The organism is Lipingzhangella rawalii (genome assembly GCF_031628175.1).
Taxonomy (GTDB): Bacteria; Actinomycetota; Actinomycetes; order Streptosporangiales; family Streptosporangiaceae; genus Lipingzhangella_A; species Lipingzhangella_A rawalii.
The window spans coordinates 19579-41206 of record NZ_JAVLVT010000003.1; the positions used below are offsets into that span (position 1 = coordinate 19579).

The window sequence follows — 21628 nt, forward strand, 5'->3', positions numbered from 1 at the left end:
CCTCAGGGCAGGCTCAGCTGATCGGCCAGTCCCACCACGAATGGCAGCACACCCAGCAGGAGAAAAGCCGGGAGGAAGCACAGACCAAGCGGCAGCACGACCAGGACTGAGACCCGTTGCGCCCGGGCCGTGTACTGGGCGCGTAGCCGGTCGCGACACTCCTCGGCGAACGCGGCGAGGGCGTCGGCCGGGGAGGCCCCGGTGGCCCCGGTCCGGGTCAGGACCCGCCCCAGCGCCGCCAGTTCGGGAGGATCGCCGGATCGCCCCCAGACCTCGTCGGCGCGGGCGCCGAGGTGCAGCTGCCGGGCAGCCCGCTCCAGCGACGCGCCGAGCGGCCCTCCGATCGCCGTCCCCACGGTCGCGAGGGCACCCGCGTGGTGGCTCCCCGCTCGAATCGCCGAGACCAAGAGGTCCACGGCGATCGGGAGGTCCGTGCGGATCCGGTGTTGCTGGATCCGGTTCCGGGCGGCGTGCCTGAGGCGGTGCCGGACCCACCCGCCGGCGGCCAGGATCGTTGCCGCCAGGAGCGCCAGCGGCCAGCCCAGCAGGATTCCGGCCGTCCCCAGCACCGTGGCCGGGATGAGGAGCGAGGCCACACTGGGCCCAGTCCGGAATTCGTGATCCGAGATGGGGGCGGGCCGGGCGCAGGCCCGGAGGGCGTGCAGCCGCCGGCTCGCGCACCAGGTGGTCGTCGCGGGGAGCAGCACGACGGCCACCGCGGCGACGACCGTGACCCCCGCGGCGAGGTTGGACAGGTTGGGGACGAGGGCCGGGGCGGGGGTCACCGTTGGTCCTTCCACCACGAGGCCGCCTGCCCGGGGGCGAGCGCACCACGGACCATGCGCCTGGTCCAGTACAGGCCGGCCAGGTCGAGACCGAGGCCGACGCACAGGAGGACGAGCCCCGTAGGCGTGGTGAGGAGAAACTCCAGTGGTTTCGCTCCCGTCGCGGTGGCGAGAGCCAGCCCCAGGATGGGGAGGAGGGAGACCAGCAGTGCCGTAGCTCGGGGCCCGGCGAGCTGGGCCCGAAGTTCTCGGCGGTTCGCCTGTTCGGCCGCCAAGCCCACCCCGAGCTGGGTCACCGCGTCGGCGAGTGAGCCGCCCGCTGTGGCGGCGACCCGCCAGCACGCCGCCAGGTGGCACAGTCCCTCTGCGCCGGGCCGCAGTGCGCAGCGGTGGAGTTCCGGCACGGGATCGTGCCCGGCCGCAGCGGAACCCCGCAGGACGGCCAGTTCGGAGCGTCCTCGTTCGGCGAGGCTGTCCACCGCTGCGGCAAGTCCGGATGCGGGTGGATGGCCCGCCCGCAGTTCCCCGGCCAGTGCCTGACACAGTTCCACCACATACTGGGCGCGGTCCCAGGCCGTGCGCTGGGACCGCGCCCGCAGCCGGGACGACACCACCTCCCGCCAGGTTCCGCATCCAGGTTGCCGTGTCTGCCGGCGGGTCGTCCCCGCGCGCAGGACCCGCAGTCGGTGCTGGGCCGGATCGGGCGTCGTGTCCAGGAGAAGCAGGGCCGCACCCGCGACGGCCGTAAGGGTGAGGCCCGTCGCTGTGCTCACTGTTCGGCCTCCCCGGGCTCGGGGGCCTGCGGCCACCAGCGCCCCAGACGGTGGGCGAGTTGGGTCTGACCCGGCCCCGGCCGGCTCTCCCCGTCGTCGTGAAAGCGCACCGCGGGTACGGCACGGACCAGGTCGCCGTCGTCGCGGGTGAGAACGCACAGTTCGGTGAGGCGGCGTCGTCCTGTGGTGGTGCGGCTCAGGTGGGCCACCACGGCGCGGGCGGCAGCCAGCTGACTGTGCACCGCCTCCCGGCTCAGCCCGGCGGCACACCCCAGGGCCTCGATCCGCGCGGGGACGTCCGTGGCCGCGTTGGCGTGCAGGGTGGACACGCCCCCCTCGTGGCCGGTGTTGAGTGCGGCGAGCAGGGAGACGACCTCCGCGCCACGTGCCTCACCCACCACCAGACGATCCGGCCGCATACGCAGGCCCTGACGAACCAGATGCTCGACCGTGACACTGCCGCTACCCTCCACGTTCGGCGGGCGAGCCTCCAGCCGGACCACGTGCGGGTGATCGGGCCGAAGCTCGGTGGAGTCCTCGATGAGCACCAGCCGTTCCGTGGGCGACACCAGGCCCAAGAGGGCGTTGAGTAGGGTCGTCTTTCCAGTACCCGTGCCACCGGAGACCAGGAGCGTGGTCCGGGTGGCAACGAGCCCGTGCAGGAGCTGCGCTCCGAACCGGCCAAGGCCTCCCCGACTCCTCAGCTCGTCCAGGGACAGCCCTCTACGGTGGGGAAGGCGCAGGGACAGGCAGGTGCCGTCCCGGGCGACCGGGTGCAGGACCGCGTGCAGGCGTACCCCGTTGTCCAGCTGTGCATCGACCCAGGGCGAGGCCGCGTCCAGGCGCCGTCCCGCCTGTGCCGCGAGACGCTGCGCCAGGTCGCGGACCTGGGCCTCGTCGGTGAAGGTGATCTCGGGCTTTCTGCGCAGGCCGGTTCCGTCGTCCACCCATACCGGTCCGGCGCCGTTCACCAGGATGTCGGTGGTGGCCGGGTCCTCGAGGAGGGGTTCCAGTGGGCCGGCCCCGGTCAGGTCCGCCCGCAGGGTCCGTACCGTGTCCAGGACTTCGGCGCTTCCCAACACCCCGCCCTCGGCGCGGAGGGCTGCGGCGACCCGCGACGGGCTGGGCTCGGCGGCCTCGCGGGCGAGTCGACGACGCACGGCCGCCAGCACGCCGGGCGCGGGTGCGGTATTCACGAAGACACCCCCGCCGGGCTGAGCTCGGCCACCAGCTGGGTGGCCAGAGTTCGCAGCGGTGAGCGGGCCCGGCTTGCCGGAACATCCCCCCGGTCGAGCAGCCGCTCCAAGCCCGGTTCCGGAGTCAGCTCCCCGGCCAGGGGGATACCGGCCGATCCCGCCACCACGTCCGCGTCCAGCCCGCCGGTCGGGCGGGAGCGTACGACGGCCCGAAGTCGTGTGGTGCGCCCACGCAGGTCCCGGGCCAGGCGGCTCGCCGCGATCGTGGACCGGACGTCGGCGGGAATGACCACGAACACGGACCCGGCCTGCCGCAGGACCTCCTCGGTGGCCGGGGCGCAGCTGCGTGGGAGGTCGGCGACGACGAGTTCGGTGCCGCGGGTAGCCGCACCGAGTATGGACCGCATGGCCTGGGCGGGAATGGGTGTCGTCGCATCGTGGGACCAGGTGAGCAGGGCCATGCCGTGGACGTGAGGGAGGGCGTTCCACAGGGCTTTGGGGCTGATGCGGCCCTGGCGCTCGGTCAATTCGCCCCACCGGGCGCCGGAGGCGTGTTCCTCCCCCAGAACGAGGTCCAGGCCGCCACCGACGGGGTCGACGTCGATCAGGAGTGTGCGCAGCCCGGCACGGGTTCCCGCCATCGCCAGGGCCACGGCCAGCAGGCTCGCGCCGGCCCCACCCCGCCCGGCCATCACCCCCACCACGGGAGCCGCGGGTGCGCGCCCTTCGACGGCTTCGGCGATGATCTCGGTCAGTTCCTCGTTGTCCGCGGGCAGGGTGTACACGTTGTGTGCCCCCAGTCGGACCGCCTGCTGCCAGATCTCGTCCGGTGGTGAGCCGGCCGTTTCGGAACGTCGCGCGAGGACCAGGTTGGGATGGCGGTCCGGGAGCACCAGGCTGGGAGCCAAGTCGGTGCCGACCACCACCAGCGGTGTCTCCGGGGTGTGTAGGGCGTGCGATGGCGTGTGGGCCACACTCGCCTGGACGTCGGCGGCGGCGGTGAGCTGGAGGAGCTGGTCCAGGAGCGTGCCATCGTCGGTGACCAGCAGTGGCCGTACGTTTGGGGGTGGTGCGTCGGGCGGGGCCGGGGTGGTGGACATCGGTGCCTCCTGCCGCGGTTGGCGCGGGACGTGCGAGGTAACGCATTAGAGCCGATCCGCGCGCACAACAGCCAGGCAGAATGTCGGGGCTGTGGAACAGTGTCGCCGGGCGCCCGTGCCGACCCCGCCCAGGCTTCCCCGCCGGCCGCGGGCTTCCTACGATGGTCGGGTGACACTCTCCGCCGAGCTACACGAATATGGCGCCCCCCACGTGCGGGCGCAGCTGGAACACCCCACGGTCGCCGGGATCCGACGTGGGGATCTTCCCGAGACCAGCTTTCGCTCCTGGCTGGAACAGGACTACCTGTTCCTGCTGGACTACGTCCGGGTCTTCAGCCGTCTCGCCTGGCAGGCACCGGCCGAACATCTCGGCGACCTTGTGGATCTCGCCCACGCCACCTGGCACGAGGAACTCGACCTGCACCGTTCCCTGGCCGCGGAGTTCCACGCCGATCTCGAGGGGGCACAGAAGGCGGCCCCGTGCCGGGCCTACACGGATTTCCTGCTCACGTCCGCGGCGAACTACGCCGAGGGGTTGGTCGCGCTGTATCCCTGCATGTGGGGATACTCGTCGCTGGGGCAGATTCTCGCCGAGGATCCGCCCGAGGACACCCGCTACCGCACCTGGATCGATACCTATGCCGACCCGGGATTTGCCGAACTCACGCAGCGGATCGCCCAGATGATCGACGAGTGCGAGATCGACCGTGATCGCGCTCGCGCCCTGTTCGAGGAAGGCATGCGCCACGAGTTGGAGTTCTGGAACCTTCCCTGAGGTAGGTGACGGCCCCCGCCGGGGGGAGAGCGGGGGCCGTCTGACGGTCCGGCTCCGGGGGGGTAGAGCCGGCTCCGTTTTCCAGGGAGGGTTCTCGGAGGCGGCGAAGGCACGCACGGGCGAACCTGCCGGCGCACGTACGGGGACGGACCTCAGGGTCCACGGACAGTCACACCGCGGTTGCCGGCGCGCGCGCCGCCGCAACTAAGGTAGCAAAGCTAGCACGTAACGTTAGCACGGATAGCGAACTAATGCCCGTTGCGGTGCTGACGCTGCGTGCACCCCCTTTTCAAAACGCCCGATAGGACGTAGAAAGGAATTAGCAGGTGGGAGCGCCCACCAGGGACATGGCAGCCGGGTACCCACGCGTCACCACGCCGTAAGAGGCCCGTCTGAACACAGGTAGTACCTGGTCAGAATTGCGAATGCACGCATGTTAACCCGGACTGACATGGTGAAAGGCGGCGTCTCGACCGAGTGCGCGAAACTCCTTGTCGGGACGCCGTCCCCATGTGCGGCGCCTACGTTCTGTGACCGTTGGTAGGTCAGCCGCGCATCAGTGCCTCACACGTCGCCAGGGTCTCCCGGGCTCCGCTGGCGACAGCCTCGGAACAGTGCGCGATCCACTGGCTGATGCCCTCCGGTGTCCCGGACCGATACGCCGCCAGGGCCGTCCGGTACTGCTGAAGGTCCTGCGCGTGCCCGATCTCCGTGGGCGCGAGCGCCTTGGGGTCCAGACCCAGATCGATGAGGGTGAGCCGTTCCGCCGCCCGGGCCACCAGTCCATCTCCCCAGCCGAATGGCCGCAGCACCATCAATTCGCCGTGCACCACGGAACTCGTCACCAGTGCTGGCGCCGCACTGCGGGTCGAGACCAGCTGTCCGAGAGCCTGGAGCCGCGCGGTGAGTTCGGCGGAGGCTGGCGGTTCGCCCAGCGGGCCGTCCGCGGCGGTCGTGGATTCGAGATCAACCACCGGCGGCGCATGGCCGGCCTCGCGGGGGCGGCCGAGGTGCTCCGGGGCGACCAGGTCCGCCGCCGCCAGGGTGTGCAGCCGAGCCAGGACCTGTCGCGGTGCGGTACTCCACGTCTGGACCAGCGGCCCCAGGTCTCCGTAGATACGCAGCGCTCCCCGAACCCGCGCGTCGGTGGTGCCTCCGTCTGTCGTGGCCACGGTGCCAGCGCCGTCGGCCGCGTCGTCGGGATGCCGTTCGCCCGTCTCCCCGGTGTCTGCCGCTCCCTGGGCCCGCAGCACCTCCAGGGGTACGTCGGCGCCGGCCAGGGCGGCCGAGGCGCGAGCCCCCCGAAGCGTTGCCTCCATCGCAACATCGCTTCCCCTGCGCCGCAGCACCCGGTGCCCGAACAGCCGGTCCACGGTGGTGCGCGCGTGCTGCACGGCCTCCTGCACGGCGGGGAGTTCCGCGATGCGGGCCAGGGGATCCACGTTGCTCATTCCTCGTACTCTATGTCCTCCCCCATCCCTGGCTCTGACGGGTCAGGGGTTGTAGCGTTCCCCTTGTGAGTGGCGTCACGTGCCCGCTCGGCTGAACGGGACAGTCGTCGGGTGGACCTACAACGACCCCTCTAGAACTAAGGAGCACGACCGTGGCCGAGACCCATTCCGGGCGCGACGCGGCGTCGGATCAGGGCGCCGCAGTGGTGGCGGGATCGGATTCGCAGACCCAGGCGTTGTCCAATCTCATGCAGGAGTCGCGCAGCTTCCCACCACCGGCCGAGCTCGCTGCGCACGCCAATGTCCAGGCCGACGCCTACGCGCGAGCCGCGGCGGACCGGCTCGGATTCTGGGAGGAACAGGCACGCCGACTCACCTGGGAACGGACCTGGGACACCGTGCTGGAGTGGGACGCGCCGTTCGCCTCGTGGTTCACCGGTGGCCAGCTCAACGCGGCGGTGAACTGTCTGGACCGGCACGTCGAGCAGGGCAACGGCGACCGGGTCGCCTACTACTGGGAGGGTGAGCCGGGGGATACCCGCACCATCACCTACGCCGAGCTCACCGACATGGTCTGCCAGGCGGCCAACGCCCTGCTGGAACTGGGGGTCAGTAAGGGCGACCGGGTGGCGATCTACATGCCGATGATCCCGGAGACTGTCGTGGCCATGCTGGCCTGTGCCCGCATCGGTGCGATCCACATGGTGGTGTTCGGCGGCTTTTCCGCAGACGCACTCGGCAGCCGGATCGACGACGCGGAAGCCAGCGTCGTCATCACCGCGGACGGTGGCTACCGCCGAGGGACAGCCAGTGGCCTGAAGCCCAATGTCGACGAGGCCCTGCGTTCCCGTTCCGGGGTTCGACACGTTCTCGTGGTGCGGCGCACCGGCCAGGACGTCGACTGGACGGACGGGCGGGACGTCTGGTGGCACGACGTCGTGGACCGCCAGCCCACGAAGCACACCCCCGAAGCCCACGATGCGGAACATCCGCTGTACATCATGTACACCAGCGGGACCACGGCGAAGCCGAAGGGAATCCTGCACACCACGGGCGGATACCTCACCCAGGTTGCCTGGTCGCACTGGGCCGTGTTCGACCTCAAACCGGAGACGGACGTCTTCTGGACCGCCGCGGACATCGGCTGGGTCACCGGGCACTCCTACATCGTGTACGGACCGCTCGCCAACGGCGCGACCTCGGTGATGTACGAGGGCACTCCGGACACGCCGCACAGGGGACGGTTCTGGGAGATCGTCTCCACCTACGGGGTGAGCCTGCTGTACATGGCTCCGACCGCGATCCGCACCTTCATGAAGTGGGGTGAGGAGATTCCCGCGGGCTACGACCTGTCCACGCTTCGGGTATTGGGCACGGTCGGGGAGCCAATCAACCCGGAGGCCTACATCTGGTACCGGCGCAACATCGGCGGGGACCAGACGCCCGTGGTCGACACCTGGTGGCAGACCGAGACGGGGGCGATCATGGTCTCCCCCCTGCCCGGTGTGACCTCGGGAAAGCCGGGAGCGGCCATGCAACCCCTGCCGGGGATCGAGGCCGACATCGTGGACGAGGAGGGAGCCTCGGTCCCCAAGGGAAGCGGTGGCTTCATCGTTGTTCGCGAGCCCTGGCCGGCGATGCTCCGCGGGGTGTGGGGGGATCCGCAGCGGTACCGCGACACCTACTGGTCCCGGTTCGAGGGGCTGTACTTTCCCGGCGACGGCGCCAAGCGAGACGAGGACGGCGACTTCTGGCTGCTTGGCCGTGTGGACGACGTCATGCTCGTGTCCGGACACAACATCTCGACCACGGAGGTCGAGTCCGCGCTGGTTTCCCACTCGGCTGTCGCTGAGGCAGCCGTGGTTGGGGCCAGTGACCCGGTCACGGGCCAGGCCATCGCCGCGTTCGTCATCCTGCGGGGTGAAGCCGGCGACGGTGGCGAGGAGCTGGTGCAGGAGCTGCGGGAGCATGTCCGGGCCGCCCTGGGGCCGATCGCCAAGCCCCGTCAGGTCATGATCGTTCCGGAACTCCCGAAGACACGCTCGGGCAAGATCATGCGCCGCCTGCTGCGGGATGTCGCGGAGAACCGGGAACTGGGGGACGTGACGACCCTGACCGACTCCTCGGTGATGGAGTTGATCTCCCAACAGATCCCCAGCTCCGGTGGTGACGACTGAGTCGTGGGCCGAAAGCGGGGTGAGCGGATCGCTTGATCCCCGCGTCTGTCGTCCGGTGGCACGGGACGCCGAGCAGCGGTCCCGTGCCACCGGGTCTGTTCGCGTGGTGGGGTCGAGAGCAGGGTGCTGGAGCCCGCGGATTGGGGGAGGTCAGAACTGACGGCGCTGCCGTCCGATTCCGCGCGCCTGAGTATGCGAAGATGCACGGGCGAACGCGTGTGGCAACGGTGAAGGGAGTGACCTCCATGGCCGGGACTCAGCCAGAGGGCCGGAATGCGGGGAACGCCTCCCCCCGCGACGAGCGTGGTGCAGAATTCGAGCAGGAGCAGACGCAGCGCCACGAGCAGACGCTGCGGGAACTGCGGGAGGCGGCCAGCGCGGATCTCCAGCGCCTGGTCGAACTGCAACGCGAGATCGCGGCTCTGGAACTGTCCCGTGAGGGACGGACGATGGCCATCGGCTCGGGAATGCTGGTGGTCGCCCTGGTCGTGGGGCACCTTGTACTGATCCTCGCCTCGGTGACGATCGCCCTGGGGATCACGGCGGCGGGCCTCGCCGCATGGCTGTCTTTCCTGATCGTGACGGGGGCCTACCTCCTGTCCGCGGTGCTGCTGCTGTTCCTGGGAGTACGCCGGTTCAAGCGACGGCAGGGGATTCCCCAGACCAAGGCCGCGGTGCGGGAGATTTTCGGGGTCCTCCGGCGGCGGGAGCCCACGGGCAGCCTGCTTGACCTGGTGGGGGACCGGCAGCCGAAGCAGACCTAGGGTGCGGGGACTGCTGCGGTCGCCCCCGGGGTCGGGGCGGCCACTACTGACCTGCGCTCTTCCTGGCCGGATACGGTTGGCAGTGCCGCAGTGCCGCAGTGCCGTGCTGTGCTCCACGCACGGTCGGGCCGCAGGACGACGACATGGCCGTACCGGCATACCGGCGTATCGCCGTATCGTCGTAACGCCGCGTACCGGCGCGGGGCAGGGACATTGATCGGATGGTTGCATGCCACAGAATCGGATGACTGACCGGGACCGTGACGTCGAGGGCCGGGCGCAGAACCAACGCCCGCGGGATGCCTACGGGCGTCCGCTGCCACACGGGTCGCCGCAGGGCGCGCCCGTCATCCCGGAGGACGCCGAGTACACGCCGGCCGAGGGTCTCGCCAGGGCGCAGGAGCTGCTCGACGAGGGATACGCCTTCACCGCACACGAGGTGTTGGAAGCGGTGTGGAAGTCGGCCGCCAGTACGGAACGGGAGCTGTGGCAGGGACTTGCCCAGGTCGCTGTCGGACTCACCCACGTCCAGCGGCAGAATCTGACCGGCGCGGTGCGTCTGCTGCGCCGGGGTGCGCAGCGTGTCGCGGCATTCGCGGACGAGGTGGGAGGTCCGGTTCCGCACGGCGTCGCGACCGCTGACGTGGCGGCCTACGCCCTCCACCTCGCGGACGAGGTGGAGGCCGGCCGCAGGACGACTGTGGATCCGGCGCAGCTGCGCCTACGCGCCGATAACTAACCGCGGAATCCCAGCCGCGTCTGGGTGGGATTGCGGCGGTTAGGACCCCTCGGGGCGGCCCCTCAGGCCATGGAAATGGCCAAAGGCCGATGAGGGTGTCGGAAGGCCGATGGGGGAAGTTCGGGTGCTGGAAGTGGACTAGACCACAGTTGTGCATAGGGTCTGGTCTCTCGCATTGCGAACTGGGAGGCTTGGTTTCTGACAAGCCGCGGCCTGGGTGCGGCGCGCTGTGCGCCCCCGGTCGGGGATGTGAATCCTGTCTCATTTGTCCTTTATATTGCCAAATGAGTTTTTTGTGAGGAAATTCTGCATTGCGGTTTTGGAATGCTCTTTTTCTTCATGTGTAATTTCTTGGTTTTTTAAGATCACTGCGGGATCACAACTTCCGTTGTTGGCGTGGCTTATGGCATCCGCGCTCGGCGTTCCGCGACGGTGATGCGTAGAATTCCCGGCACGCCGCGGCCGTTTGGCGACGGCGGTACCGGTGTGTTCAACCCGTAGTCGCGGTGGCACCTCCCCTTGTTGCCTCACCGCCAGCTGCGCTGATGCGCGAGCTTGGGGGCGTGCACCCGCTCGAGGAGGACGCTTTGTCTGAGCAGAACCCAGCCGCCGCGGATGGCGGGCCGGTGCTCAATCTGAGCGGTATGGATCTCGGGCTGGTGGTTGCGGTCCTGGTGGTAGCGCTTCTGGCGCTCGCCGTGGCCGCCCGACTGGTCCGCGAGGTCCTGAACGCCGGTCAGGGCACCGAGCGAATGCAGAATATTGCGCGGGCGGTGCAGGAGGGTGCGAGCGCTTACCTTCGGCGCCAGTTCCGTACCCTCATTGTCTTCGTGGTCGTGATTCCGATCCTCCTGCTGTTCCTTCCGGTCCCGGACAGCGACATGAGTGAACTCTGGGTGCGGATCGGCCGTTCCCTGTTCTTCGCGATCGGAGCGGGCTTCTCCGCGGTCACCGGCTTTGTCGGTATGTGGCTCGCCGTGCGCGGGAACGTACGCGTCGCGGCGGCGGCCCGGGATGGCGGGCACAATCGTGCGATGCGCATCGCCTTCCGTACCGGCGGCGTCGCCGGGATGTTCACCGTCGGACTTGGGCTTGCAGGAGCGGCCCTGGTGGTGCTCGCCTACACGGGCGACGCGCCGATCGTGTTGGAGGGCTTCGGATTCGGTGCCGCGCTGCTCGCGATGTTCATGCGGGTTGGTGGTGGCATCTACACCAAGGCAGCAGATGTCGGGGCGGACCTGGTCGGCAAGGTGGAGCAGGGGATCCCCGAGGACGATCCCCGCAACGCAGCCACCATCGCCGACAACGTTGGCGACAACGTGGGGGACTGCGCCGGTATGGCAGCCGACCTGTTCGAGTCCTACGCCGTGGTGCTGGTTGCGGCACTGATCCTGGGCGGAGTCGCCTTTGGCCAGGAGGGACTGGTGTTCCCGCTGCTGGTTCCAATGATCGGTGTGATCACCGCAGTGATCGGGATCTTCGCGGTCACCCCGCTGGCCCGCGACACCACGGGTATGTCCGCCATCAACCGTGGCTTCTTCATCTCCGCGGTGGTCTCCGCGGTGCTGGTCGCGCTCGCCTCCTTCCTGTACCTGCCGAGCAGTTTCGACCAACTGACCGGGGCGAGCGCCGAGATCGCCGATATGGACGGGAACCCGCAGCTGTTCGCGGTGGGCGCCGTTCTCCTCGGGCTCCTGCTCGCAGCAGCGATCCAGGTGCTGACCGGGTACTTCACCGAAACGAACCGGCGACCGGTGCGGGATATCGGCAAGAGCTCGGAGACCGGTCCGGCCACCGTCATTCTCTCCGGGGTCTCGGTGGGACTGGAGTCGGCCGTGTACTCCGCACTGTTGATCGCGGGGACCGTCTACGGCGCCTTCCTCCTCGGCGGGGGCAGCACCACCCTGAGCCTCTTCGCCGTCGCGCTGGCCGGAACCGGACTGCTCACGACCGTCGGTGTGATCGTGTCTATGGACACCTTCGGCCCGGTGGCGGACAACGCCCAGGGCATCGCCGAGATGTCGGGAGACGTCGAAGGGAAGGGCGCCGACGTCCTGACGAGCCTCGACGCTGTCGGTAACACCACCAAGGCCATCACCAAGGGGATCGCGATCGCGACCGCGGTGCTCGCGGCCACCGCCCTGTTCGGGGCGTTCAAGACCTCGGTCCAGGGGGCCCTCGAAGTCACCGGCCTGGACCCGGAGAGCTTCTCGCTGTCCCTGGACGAACCCAACGTTCTGGTGGGCGTGATCATCGGCGCCTGCGTGGTGTTCCTGTTCGCCGGACTGACGATCTCGGCGGTCGGTCGGGCCGCCGGTCAGGTGGTCGAGGAGGTGCGCGCCCAGTTCCGGAGCCGGCCGGGCATCATGGACGGCAGCGAGAAGCCGGAGTACGCCCGCGTCGTGGACATCTGCACCCGGGACTCCCTGCGCGAGCTCGCCACACCCGGCCTGTTGGCGGTGTTGTCCCCCATCGCCGTGGGATTCGCCCTGGGGTATGCACCGCTGGGCGCCTTCCTCGGCGGTTCCATCACCGCCGGCGTACTGATGGCGGTGTTCCTGGCCAACTCGGGGGGAGCGTGGGACAACGCGAAGAAGCTCGTCGAGGACGGGGAACACGGCGGCAAGGGGTCCGAGGCCCACGACGCCACCGTGATCGGCGACACGGTGGGGGATCCCTTCAAGGACACCGCCGGTCCCGCAATCAACCCCCTACTCAAGGTGATGAACCTCGTCGCGCTCCTGATCGCACCGAGCGTGGTTCTCTACGCTGACAACCTGCTGCTGCGTCTCGGTGTGGCCGCTGCCGCGGTCGCGATCATCGCCGGGGCGATCGTGTGGTCCAAGCGGCGTTCGAGTGGCGACGCGGCACAGGTGGACGCGGCGGGGCCGGGGGCCACTCCACCCGCGGCCACCGGTGCGGCCGAGGCGGACCCGCCTGCGGGCAACGGGGAGGTCATCCCCGGGCTGCGCAGTGCGGACACCGCAGAACAGGCCACGGTCAGCGACGGCCGGAACGACCAGTAGTCAGACGCTGCGCAGCATCTGACCAGCCAGGACGCCGGGGTTCCCACGAGGGTTGTGGGGGCCCCGGCGTTGTTCCGTGTCACACTGGGACCATGCTTTCTGGACGAGGCGGCCTGGTGGTCGTCGTTGGGCTGATGCTGCTCATCCTGGTCGGGTTTGCTGCGGCGGCGATGGTGGCCGCACCGTGAGTTCCCAGAATTCCCAGAGCTCCCGTTGCCTGGTCGTGATGCGGCACGCGCACGCGGAGCCGGCCAGCGCCCCCGGAACCGACGAGCAGCGGCCCGTCACTCCACAGGGACGCGACGCGGCGGCCGCGGCGGGGGCCCGGCTGTCCGCCGCGGGACTCAGCCCGGACTATGTGCTGTGCTCAACGGCGCGCCGGGCCCGGGAGACGTGGACGATGGTACAGCCGGCGCTGTCGACCGAGCCGGTTGTGGAGCTGGACCGGCGGCTCTACGGAGCCGGGTTGGACGAAACCCTGGCCCTGGTGTCCGAGACACCGGCCACGGTCAGCACCCTGCTGGTCATCGGGCACAATCCGACCATGGCCCACCTGGCCGGTGCGTTCCCGCACGTCGGAGGGAACGGCGGTGTGGATTCGGACTTCGCACCGGCGAGTCTCGCCGTGATCGACCTGGATGTCACCTGGCTGTACACGGCACCGGGCGCAGGAACCGCCCGGCGGCTCTGAGCTCGTGGCCACGCGACGCCGTCCCCCACCGGCCGGCGTGTTCGCCGTGCCGACGCACCAGGACCGCCAGGTGTGGCAGGAATACCAGGCATGCGCTGTGCCCGGCCACAGCGGTGGGACGAATCCGGCGGTGGCGCGGTGGCGGTGACACCCCCGGCCCGTGCCCGACGGAGCACCGCCCCGCGCGTGGCTACTGGCCGGTGTTCCCGTCGGCGTCCTCGATCTCCTCGCGGGAGATCCCCAACAGGAACACGATGGTGTCCAGGTAGGGAACGCTGACGGAGGTGTCGGCGGCCTCCCGCACCACGGGTTTGGCGTTGTAGGCGACACCGAGCCCGGCCGCGGCCAGCATGTCCAGGTCATTGGCGCCGTCACCGATCGCGACCGTGCGGTTGAGGGGAACTCCCGCCTCAGCCGCGAACCGACGCAACGCCGCAGCCTTGCCGGGACGGTCGATGATCGGCCCGACCAGTTCCCCGGTGAGCTTGCCGTCCACCACCTCCAGGGTGTTGGCCGCCGCGTAGTCCAAGCCGAGGTCGGTCACCAGCGCGTCGGTGACCTGGGTGAAGCCGCCGCTGACGATCGCGCATTCGTATCCGAGCCGCTTCAGCGTCCGAACCAGGGTCCGGGCCCCGGGAGCGAGCACCAGCTTCTGGCTCACCTCGTGCAGCGCGGTGGCGTCCAAGCCCTTGAGCAGGGCCACCCGGCGGCGCAGGGACTCTTCGAAATCCAGCTCACCGCGCATCGCCTGTTCGGTCACCTCGGCGACCTGGTCCAGACAGCCCGCGTGTTCCGCGAGCAGCTCGATCACTTCACCCTGGATGAGGGTGGAGTCAACGTCCATGACGATCAGGTGCTTGGCGCGGCGATGCAGGCCGCTGGACTGGACCGCCACGTCGATGGCCTGCGTGGAGGCTTCGGTGGCGAGCTCGGCGCGGAGCTGTTCGTGATCGCCACCGGAAATCGTGAGCTCGATTGCGGTTACCGGATAGTTCGCCAGCCGCTCGATCCGGTCGATGTTGGCGTCTCCGCGGGCCACGCAGGAGGTGATCGCCCCGAGCGCGGCCGGACGCAGTGGGTCGGCAAGCAGGGTCACGTGCAGGCGTTCGGCAATCGGCACTCGACTGTCCGCGGCCCCGTCACCGAACTCCACATCCAGTCCGAGGTCCGCGGCGGTCTTGCTGATCTCCTCGCGTGCCTCGGCGAACAGCCGGTCGTGGCGCACCCCAGGGGCAACGCGTTCATCAACGGCCAGCTGGGCACCGAGAACGAGGCGGTCCCCGATCACGACCTGCTCAAGGTCAACGATAGTGAGGGGAAACGCACCGAGCGTGGTGAGCAGCCGTGCGCTCACGCCCGGGCGGTCCTCTCCGGTCACGGTCACGAGTAGTGAGGTATCCATCGCGAGCCCCAACTTACTCGCTGCCGATTGCGCGCCTTCGGGCAGGGCCACATGTTGGACCCACCGTCTCGGCGCGTGCACCAACGGTAGGTGCGGCGCGGTTGGGGAGCGCCCGCGTGGTCAGCAGCCCGCACGCTCGGCGCTGGGCGTGGTGTGCACGTCGATTCCACCAAGCAGACAGGTCCCCGTGAGTCGGACCGTGGGGGCGTCCGTTGTGGGCGTCTGGAGTTCGGAGGCGACCTCCACACCGCCGAGGACGCTGTTGACCTGATTGACGACCCGGATCCCCGGCGGGACCGTGAGGTCCGCTCCACCCAGGATGACGGCGCACTGGATGACCACCTGCCGTTCGGCGAGCACCGCCTCCCGCAGGTCCAGGTCCGCTCCACCCAACAGGACGGTGAGCTGGGTTTGTGGCTCCACGAGCCAGCGGCCGGTGCGGTCTGTTCCGCTCAGTATCGCCACGATGCGATCCTGGCCCGTACTCTGGGCAGCCAGCTCTCGGGCGTGCGGGGTGTCGAGCTTCGGCCCCGGCGTCCCCGTTGGCCCGGTCGCTGCCGTACTGCCGGTGGTCTGCGGCAGGTCGGTCGTGAGATCGGCCAGTTCCGCGAGGGTCCGTGCGGAGTACAGCCGGTCCACCCGCTCTCCGTGTTCTTCGGGGGTCAGGCGTCCCTCCGCCAGGGCGTCCCGGAGCCGTTCGGCGACCTGGTCCCGATCGGCGTCCGAGGCACGGACGTTTCCCTGGTCGTGTGTAGCCATGTTGGGCTCCCTTCGGGGCTGGGCGCTGCGCGGTGGGGCGCCGTGTCCAGTATCGGCCTGTGGTGGTGTTCCGGAAAAGGCCGCGTGCCCCTGGGAGAACCCGGAGATTCTCGGACGTGGGGTCAGGGTTGTCGCGCGTTACTGGTTCGCGGCGCCATAGGCCGCGACGCGGGCTCGTCGCACGGCCCGATCCAACATGCGCAGGGCGGTCGCATGGGTTGCGATCTGGTGGGTTGTGATGCCCGTTCCCGCGTCCGCGTCGGCAAGTCGGACCACCACGGTCAGCCGCTCCGCCAGGGCAGCTACCCGGTGTGCGCGCTGGGAAGAGCCGGGCGGTAGTCCGTCCCCCGGGGCCTGTCGGGGATCCCGGAGGTCCTCCAGGGCCGCGGTCACCTCCGGTCCCCAGTCCGCCAGTTCCGTGACCTGTTCGAACAGGGGAATGCAGTCTCGGATCGCGTGTGTGAGCTGTTGTTCTGCCTCAGGCAGGGAGGGAATCTGGGGGGTGGTGTCCGTGGCCGGGTACGGAGTCCAGCGCACTCCGACATAGGATGAGCCCCGCCGGTCCTCGGCGGGCACCAGCCCCAGTTGCCGGTCGTACATCCGTACGAGCACCGCCTCCCGAGCTTCGATTGCCGCGATGTTGAGTTCCGCCTCGCCCACGAGCCCCAGTGGGTCACCGGGTACTGGCAGACACAGGCGCAAGGCGCTGATGCCGTGGCTGCGCAGGTCCGCGAGGGCATTGCGCAGTGGTTGCTCCCCGGTCACCCCCGGGACGAGGCCCGTGTCCGGGGCGGCGAGAATATGCGGCCCGGTACCGTGCTCGACGGTGTCCACGGCATCATCCAGCCCGGCCTGGCCGGTGAGCCAGGCATTACCCCAGGCGACCAGGGTCGCCGACGACAGTTCTCGAAGCACCACGGTTCCAGCTTAGGTGGCTGGGGTGTTCGTCCAGGTAGGCAGAAGGCAGGCCGGGGCGGGGGTCCTGGCGGGGGAGGAGCAGCAATGCACGGACAGGTACTGCGAATGCGTGGCGTCGGCGTCCGGAGGGGGCAGTCGTGGCTGGTGCGGGACATCGACTGGGTTATCGAGGAGGACGACCGGTGGGTGATCATCGGGCCGAACGGCGCCGGGAAGACCACCCTGCTGCGGATCGCGGCCGCGCAGCTGTTCCCGACCACCGGGGAGGTCGATCTGCTGGAGGAGCGGCTGGGCTCCAGCGACGTATTCGAGCTGCGGCCACGCATCGGATTCGCGAGTGCCGCACTGACCGAGCAGATTCCCGAGACTGAGCGCCCTCTGGATCTGGTTCTCAGCGCTGCCTACGCCGTGGTGGGGCGGTGGCGGGAAGAGTATGCGGGCATGGACGAGGACCGTGCGCGTTCGCTGCTGCGGGACTGGGGCATGGACACGCTTGCCGAACGATCGTTCGGAACCCTGTCCGAGGGGGAGCGTAAGCGAGCCCAGATCGCGCGCGCGATGATGTCCGATCCGGAGTTGTTGCTGTTGGACGAACCGGCCGCAGGGCTGGATCTGGGGGCGCGCGAGGAGCTCGTGGGCCGGCTCAGTGCACTGGCGCAGGACATCGATGCGCCCGCCACCGTGTTGGTGACCCACCATGTGGAGGAGATTCCCCCACATTTCACCCACGCGATGTTGGTTCGTTCCGGGGGTGTCGTCGCCGCGGGGCCCATCGAGGAGGCACTGACGCCGGAGCATCTGAGCGACACCTTCGGGATGCGGCTGAAGGTCGAACAGGTCGGGGACCGTTGGAGCGCCCGGGCGGACTGAGCTCGGATCCGGATTCTGAAAATTCTCTGTCCGTGGTGTCCGGAAACAGATCCTGAGTCCGAATCCAGGCGATCGTGTGGGATTTGATGCCGGATCCGCCTAACGGCACGGCGTGGTGGGATTTATGATCGCGGCGTGGGAATTTCCGTGCGCGCCGCTCGTGCGGGGGCGTCCTGGGGGCGTCCCTGATGGAGAGCCCGCTCCTGTACGTATTTCTCGGCTTGCTCGTTGTCCTGGTGGCCTGGAGTTCGATCCGGTTCGTCCGGCCCGGGCACGTCGCGGTCGTGACGCGCCGCGGCCGGCTTCATCGCACCCTGAGGCCAGGGCTCAACCCGGTCGTTCCGCTGCTCGACCGGATCGCCGCGCACGTGGACCAGGCCGACCAGGAGCTTCGGCTTTCGCACCAGGCTGCGCTGACCCGTGACGGCCACCCGGTAGCCGCGACCGCGACCGTGCGCTATCGGATTGTGGATGCCCGCACCACGCTCGCCACCATTGGGAATCACCGCAGCGCGCTTACCGAACTCGCGGGTAACGCCCTGCGCCTACTCCTGGAGGACGTCTCGCACGAGGAGATTCCGGCGACGCGGGGACAGCTCGACGATCGGGTGTGGTCGGTCATCGACGAGTCCGTGACCCGCTGGGGAGTTCAGCTGGTCGCCGTCGAGGTCACGATCCGCAGGCCCCCGGAGAATCCCCGGGAGGGGACTGAGTGATGTCTGCCACCAGTTTCCGACTCCCGTCTTTCGACGAGTCCAGCCACCTCCGGGCCGGAGCGGGAGTATCCAGGCTGACTTCGCCTGTGTCCGGCGCCCCGTCCCGGCGTTGTGACCCTGGCCGGTGCCGTCCGTGCGCGATACCGGCCAGTACCACCTGTTCCCCGACCCCTCGACCTCTAGAGCCGGAGTCGTCTCGATGGAAATCCTCATTGCAATTGCGATCTTCGTCGCAATCACCGCGTTGGTGCTGTGGCGCAGTATCCGGATCATCCCCCAGGCCCAGGAATCCGTGGTGGAACGGTTCGGCAAATACCACCGAACCCTGAAGTCCGGCCCCAAGGTCGTGATCCCGTTCGTGGACCAGATTCGGGTCGACGTCGACAAGCGGGACCAGGTAGTCAGCTTCCCGCCCCAGGCCGCCATCACCCAGGACAACCTGGGGGTGAGCGTGGACACGGTGGTCTACTACCGGGTCACCGACGTGTACAACGCGACGTACAAGGTCTCGAACTTCATCACCGCGGTCGAGCAGTTGGTATCGGCAACCCTGCGCAATGTCATCGGTGGAATGGACCTCGAACAGACACTGACCTCGCGGGACCAGATCAACCGCGAACTGCGTTCGGTCCTGGACGAGGCCACGGCGGACTGGGGCCTCAAGGTCACCCGGATCGAGCTCAAGGGAATCGACCCCTCGGAGTCCATCCAGGAGGCCATGGAGAAGCAGATGCGCGCCGACCGGGAGAAGCGCGCCCAGATCCTGCAAGCGGAAGGTGATAAGCAGTCCGCGGTGCTCCGCGCCGAGGGGGAGAAGTCCGCACAGGTGCTGCGGGCCCGCGGTTCGGCCGAGGCGGAGACCGTGCAGGCCAAGGCCGAGGCCGAGGCGATGACCCTGCGTGCCCGAGGTGAGGCCGACGCGATCTCCATGGTGTTCAAGGCCATCCACGCCGGTGGGGTGGACAAGGACCTGCTGGCCTACCAGTACCTCCAGAAGCTGCCCGAAATCGCCAAGGGTGATTCCAATAAGCTCTGGATCGTCCCCACGGAGATGGGTGCGAACTCCTCGTTCTGGCCGTTCGCGAACCAGATGGACGAGATTACCGACGCCCTGCGCGGGGGGCAGAAGGCCGCGACGCCGACCGAACAGCACGACGCCGCGGACACCTCCGAGGCACCCGGCAGGCCCGTCGTGGACCCGGGTGTGGACCTGCCCACCGCGGTGGAGCTCGACGCCCCGGAGAACGACCAGAACTCCTAGGCGTGGTTCTTTGGAAGGTCTGCGGGGCGGGGGAGTGCTCCCCCGGTGACGACGTCCCCGAGGCCGCCCCGCCCCCACGTCCCACTGCCCGTCGTGCAGAAGACCATGGTGCCCGCACCACGGAGGCACCCTCCCAGCCATCGCCCCACGCCTCGCTGGCCGTCGTGCGGGGGAGCGCCCCGGAAACAGGACACCATCGGTGACCACCGGGGCGCGACGCCGCCGGCGGCCGACACGGCGCGTGCGGATCGGTGGTTGCCGCAACCACAATCCCCGCCCCTCCCCGGGGATGGTGGGGCTGCGGTGGCCGTGGGGCGCATCCCGCTGCCCGGCACGGCGGCCAGCGGGACCGGAGACGGGGTGGACATCGCCAGACCAGGCCCACCCCCAAGAAACACGACCTAGCGCCACCGCGACGTTCGGCTCCGGGCGGCTCGCGGGAAGCGCCGCTCGCGGGGTGTCCCCTGGGCCGGGCGGGCATTTCCGCGACCGTCGACGTTCGTAGACTGTATACAGAATCCAGGAAAGGTGGCGGAATGGGGCTATGGGAAGCCTTGGCCATACTCGCGGCGGGAGTCGGCGCGGGCGCGATCAACGCGGTGGTGGGCTCGGGAACCCTGCTGACCTTTCCGGTACTGCTCGCCCTGGGGTATCCACCGGTCACCGCGACCATCTCCAACAGCGTGGGCCTGGCTCCGGGCGCGCTCAGCGGGGCCCTCGGCTACCGGCGAGAGTTGGCGGGACAGCGTCCACGGCTGCTACGGCTCGGCGCGATGTCGGCCCTGGGTGCGGTCACCGGGGGCACCCTGTTGTTGGTCCTGCCGGCAACGGTGTTCATGGCTGTGGTTCCCGCCCTCATCGTCGGGGCGTGTCTACTGATCGTGTTCCAGCCGCGGCTACAGGGCTGGGTGCGTTCGCGGCGGCCGAGCAGCAGCAATGGTGGTCGACTCCTGCCCCTGGGGATCTACGGGGCGGGGACCTACGGCGGATATTTTGCCGCGGCGCAGGGAATCGTGCTGCTCGGGCTGCTCGGCACCGCGCTCGACGAGGATCTCCAGCGCGTCAACGCCCTGAAGAACGCGCTGACTTTTGTGGTCAATGCTACGGCCGCCGTGTTCTATATCGTCTTGGCCAGCCCCGTGTGGTCCGTCGTCGCACTCATTGCTCTCGGATCGATTGCCGGGGGGTACCTGGGTGCGCGGTTCGGGCGACGCCTGCGCCCCGAGGTTCTGCGACTACTGGTCGTGGTGATCGGGCTGACCGCGGCCGGACAGCTCATCGTCGACCTGCTGACCGGCACCGGATAGCGGGCCGGCCTACTGCTGCTGCCCCACCGGCCGGTGCAGGGTGTGTGTGGTCGCCGCGCCCGACGCCAGGTGCAGATGGAGCCACTCCACCAAGGCGCGGTCGGTCAGGACCGTGGCGGGCGTGGCGGGGCCGGGGTCGAGACCCGGTTCCGGGCCCATGGTGTGCGCCAGCTCGGGAATGGTGAGATGCCGCAGCGTCCCGGGAGCGAAGTGGGGCGCGAGCTGCTCGTGGAGGCTCTGCCCCCGCTGGGGCACGATGACCTCGTCCTGCCCACCGGTGACGAGGAGCAGGGGAGAGGGTTGGGTGAACTCCTCCGCACGGCGGGTGAAGTCCAGCCGGGCAGCGACCTCCCGGGCGCGGGGGGTCCAGGAATAGTCCACGCCGAGACGCTGGCGGCGAGCCTCCAGCACCGGCGTCGGCTCGATGATGGGATTTACCACCCCCACCGCCCCGATCGGGGCCTGGCTCTCCAACGCGGCCAGCAGGGCAACGGTCCCACCCGCTCCGGCTCCCAGGACACCAATCGGGCCGTCATGGACCGGGAACCACTCCCGTAGCTCGTGCAGCGCGTAGGCCAGCTCCGCGGCGGCCTGTTCGACCACGGGCCCGAACAGCAGGTTGAGGTAGTCGGTGTGGCCCAACCTGTTGATCTCGGCGACCCCGCCGGCCGGGAGCCGGCTGCCGAACAGGGGCAATCCCAGATAGAACCGCCAGGCGTTCAGGCCGGACAGGGGCAGGGTCCCGGCGAGCGCGGCCTCGCTGCGTGGCGGTTCGAAGGCGTGCCAGGCCACCACCACGGGGGCGGGCGAGTTCTGGTCCGGCGGCGGTACAGCGAGATAGGGAACGCCGGCTGCTACTCCGGTGAGCGGACGGGTGAGTGTACTTTCAGCTACCACTGTGGCCCCTTCCCTGTCCTT

At 69.2% G+C, this 21628-nt stretch carries 19 protein-coding genes; 10 read left to right on the plus strand and 9 right to left on the minus strand.

What is annotated here, in order from left to right:
* Nucleotides 1-2: 2 nt before the first annotated feature.
* Genes RIF23_RS06885 through ssd form a run of 4 tightly spaced genes read right to left on the minus strand, consistent with a single transcriptional unit; the run spans nucleotide 3 to nucleotide 3854 of the window.
* Nucleotides 3-785 carry a type II secretion system F family protein gene (locus RIF23_RS06885; protein ID WP_310911567.1) on the minus strand — a complete coding sequence of 261 codons (783 nt, stop codon included), beginning with the start codon at nucleotides 783-785 and terminating at the stop codon, nucleotides 3-5.
* Nucleotides 782-1558 (minus strand): type II secretion system F family protein, encoded by a 777-nt coding sequence (locus tag RIF23_RS06890; protein ID WP_310911568.1) that lies wholly within the window; start codon nucleotides 1556-1558, stop codon nucleotides 782-784. The genes RIF23_RS06885 and RIF23_RS06890 overlap by 4 nt, the downstream gene beginning before the upstream one ends.
* Nucleotides 1555-2754 carry a TadA family conjugal transfer-associated ATPase gene (locus tag RIF23_RS06895; RefSeq protein ID WP_407659414.1) on the minus strand — a complete coding sequence of 400 codons (1200 nt, stop codon included), beginning with the start codon at nucleotides 2752-2754 and terminating at the stop codon, nucleotides 1555-1557. The genes RIF23_RS06890 and RIF23_RS06895 overlap by 4 nt, the downstream gene beginning before the upstream one ends.
* The gene (ssd, locus tag RIF23_RS06900) at nucleotides 2751-3854 is read right to left on the minus strand and encodes a septum site-determining protein Ssd (RefSeq protein ID WP_310911569.1); all 1104 of its coding nucleotides are present in this window, start codon (nucleotides 3852-3854) and stop codon (nucleotides 2751-2753) included. The genes RIF23_RS06895 and ssd overlap by 4 nt, the downstream gene beginning before the upstream one ends.
* Nucleotides 3855-4023: 169 nt before the next feature.
* Between ssd and RIF23_RS06905 the strand changes: the two genes are divergently transcribed.
* Nucleotides 4024-4629 (plus strand): TenA family protein, encoded by a 606-nt coding sequence (locus tag RIF23_RS06905; protein WP_310911570.1) that lies wholly within the window; start codon nucleotides 4024-4026, stop codon nucleotides 4627-4629.
* Nucleotides 4630-5174: 545 nt separating this feature from the next.
* Here the strand turns inward: RIF23_RS06905 and RIF23_RS06910 are convergent.
* On the minus strand, nucleotides 5175-6080 hold the full coding sequence (locus tag RIF23_RS06910) for a Fic family protein (protein WP_310911571.1): 906 nt from the start codon (nucleotides 6078-6080) through the stop codon (nucleotides 5175-5177).
* A gap of 248 nt (nucleotides 6081-6328) precedes the next feature.
* On the opposite strand from RIF23_RS06910, the gene acs reads away from it, so the two are divergent.
* From acs to RIF23_RS06935, 5 genes are all read left to right on the plus strand, one after another.
* Nucleotides 6329-8257 carry an acetate--CoA ligase gene (gene acs, locus RIF23_RS06915; protein ID WP_310912078.1) on the plus strand — a complete coding sequence of 643 codons (1929 nt, stop codon included), beginning with the start codon at nucleotides 6329-6331 and terminating at the stop codon, nucleotides 8255-8257.
* A 245-nt stretch (nucleotides 8258-8502) separates the two neighbouring features.
* Nucleotides 8503-9021 (plus strand): phage holin family protein, encoded by a 519-nt coding sequence (locus RIF23_RS06920; protein WP_310911572.1) that lies wholly within the window; start codon nucleotides 8503-8505, stop codon nucleotides 9019-9021.
* A 229-nt stretch (nucleotides 9022-9250) separates the two neighbouring features.
* Nucleotides 9251-9760, plus strand: coding sequence for a DUF309 domain-containing protein (locus RIF23_RS06925; protein WP_310911573.1), 510 nt, complete (start codon nucleotides 9251-9253; stop codon nucleotides 9758-9760).
* Between the two features lie 644 nt (nucleotides 9761-10404).
* Nucleotides 10405-12786 carry a sodium-translocating pyrophosphatase gene (locus tag RIF23_RS06930; RefSeq protein WP_407659436.1) on the plus strand — a complete coding sequence of 794 codons (2382 nt, stop codon included), beginning with the start codon at nucleotides 10405-10407 and terminating at the stop codon, nucleotides 12784-12786.
* A 184-nt stretch (nucleotides 12787-12970) separates the two neighbouring features.
* The gene (locus tag RIF23_RS06935; protein ID WP_310911575.1) at nucleotides 12971-13477 is read left to right on the plus strand and encodes a SixA phosphatase family protein; all 507 of its coding nucleotides are present in this window, start codon (nucleotides 12971-12973) and stop codon (nucleotides 13475-13477) included.
* Between the two features lie 190 nt (nucleotides 13478-13667).
* Here RIF23_RS06935 and serB read toward each other — a convergent pair whose 3' ends face one another.
* The 3 genes from serB to RIF23_RS06950 form a co-directional block, all read right to left on the minus strand.
* Complete coding sequence (serB, locus tag RIF23_RS06940; protein WP_310911576.1) at nucleotides 13668-14879, minus strand: phosphoserine phosphatase SerB; 1212 nt, start codon at nucleotides 14877-14879, stop codon at nucleotides 13668-13670.
* 120 nt (nucleotides 14880-14999) lie between these two features.
* Complete coding sequence (locus tag RIF23_RS06945) at nucleotides 15000-15638, minus strand: DUF1707 SHOCT-like domain-containing protein (RefSeq protein WP_310911577.1); 639 nt, start codon at nucleotides 15636-15638, stop codon at nucleotides 15000-15002.
* Between the two features lie 138 nt (nucleotides 15639-15776).
* The gene (locus RIF23_RS06950) at nucleotides 15777-16553 is read right to left on the minus strand and encodes a hypothetical protein (protein WP_310911578.1); all 777 of its coding nucleotides are present in this window, start codon (nucleotides 16551-16553) and stop codon (nucleotides 15777-15779) included.
* Between the two features lie 87 nt (nucleotides 16554-16640).
* Between RIF23_RS06950 and RIF23_RS06955 the strand changes: the two genes are divergently transcribed.
* From RIF23_RS06955 to RIF23_RS06970, 4 genes are all read left to right on the plus strand, one after another.
* Nucleotides 16641-17426 (plus strand): ABC transporter ATP-binding protein, encoded by a 786-nt coding sequence (locus RIF23_RS06955; protein ID WP_310911579.1) that lies wholly within the window; start codon nucleotides 16641-16643, stop codon nucleotides 17424-17426.
* 188 nt (nucleotides 17427-17614) lie between these two features.
* A complete protein-coding gene (locus RIF23_RS06960) occupies nucleotides 17615-18142 on the plus strand; it encodes an SPFH domain-containing protein (RefSeq protein ID WP_310911580.1) in 528 nt (175 codons plus the stop codon).
* 199 nt (nucleotides 18143-18341) lie between these two features.
* Entirely contained in the window at nucleotides 18342-19403 is a 1062-nt protein-coding gene (locus RIF23_RS06965) for an SPFH domain-containing protein (protein WP_310911581.1), read from the plus strand.
* 536 nt (nucleotides 19404-19939) lie between these two features.
* Entirely contained in the window at nucleotides 19940-20710 is a 771-nt protein-coding gene (locus RIF23_RS06970; RefSeq protein ID WP_310911582.1) for a sulfite exporter TauE/SafE family protein, read from the plus strand.
* Between the two features lie 9 nt (nucleotides 20711-20719).
* On the opposite strand, the gene RIF23_RS06975 is transcribed toward RIF23_RS06970, so the two are convergent.
* Entirely contained in the window at nucleotides 20720-21607 is an 888-nt protein-coding gene (locus tag RIF23_RS06975; protein WP_310911583.1) for an alpha/beta hydrolase family protein, read from the minus strand.
* Between the last annotated feature and the right edge of the window lie 21 nt (nucleotides 21608-21628).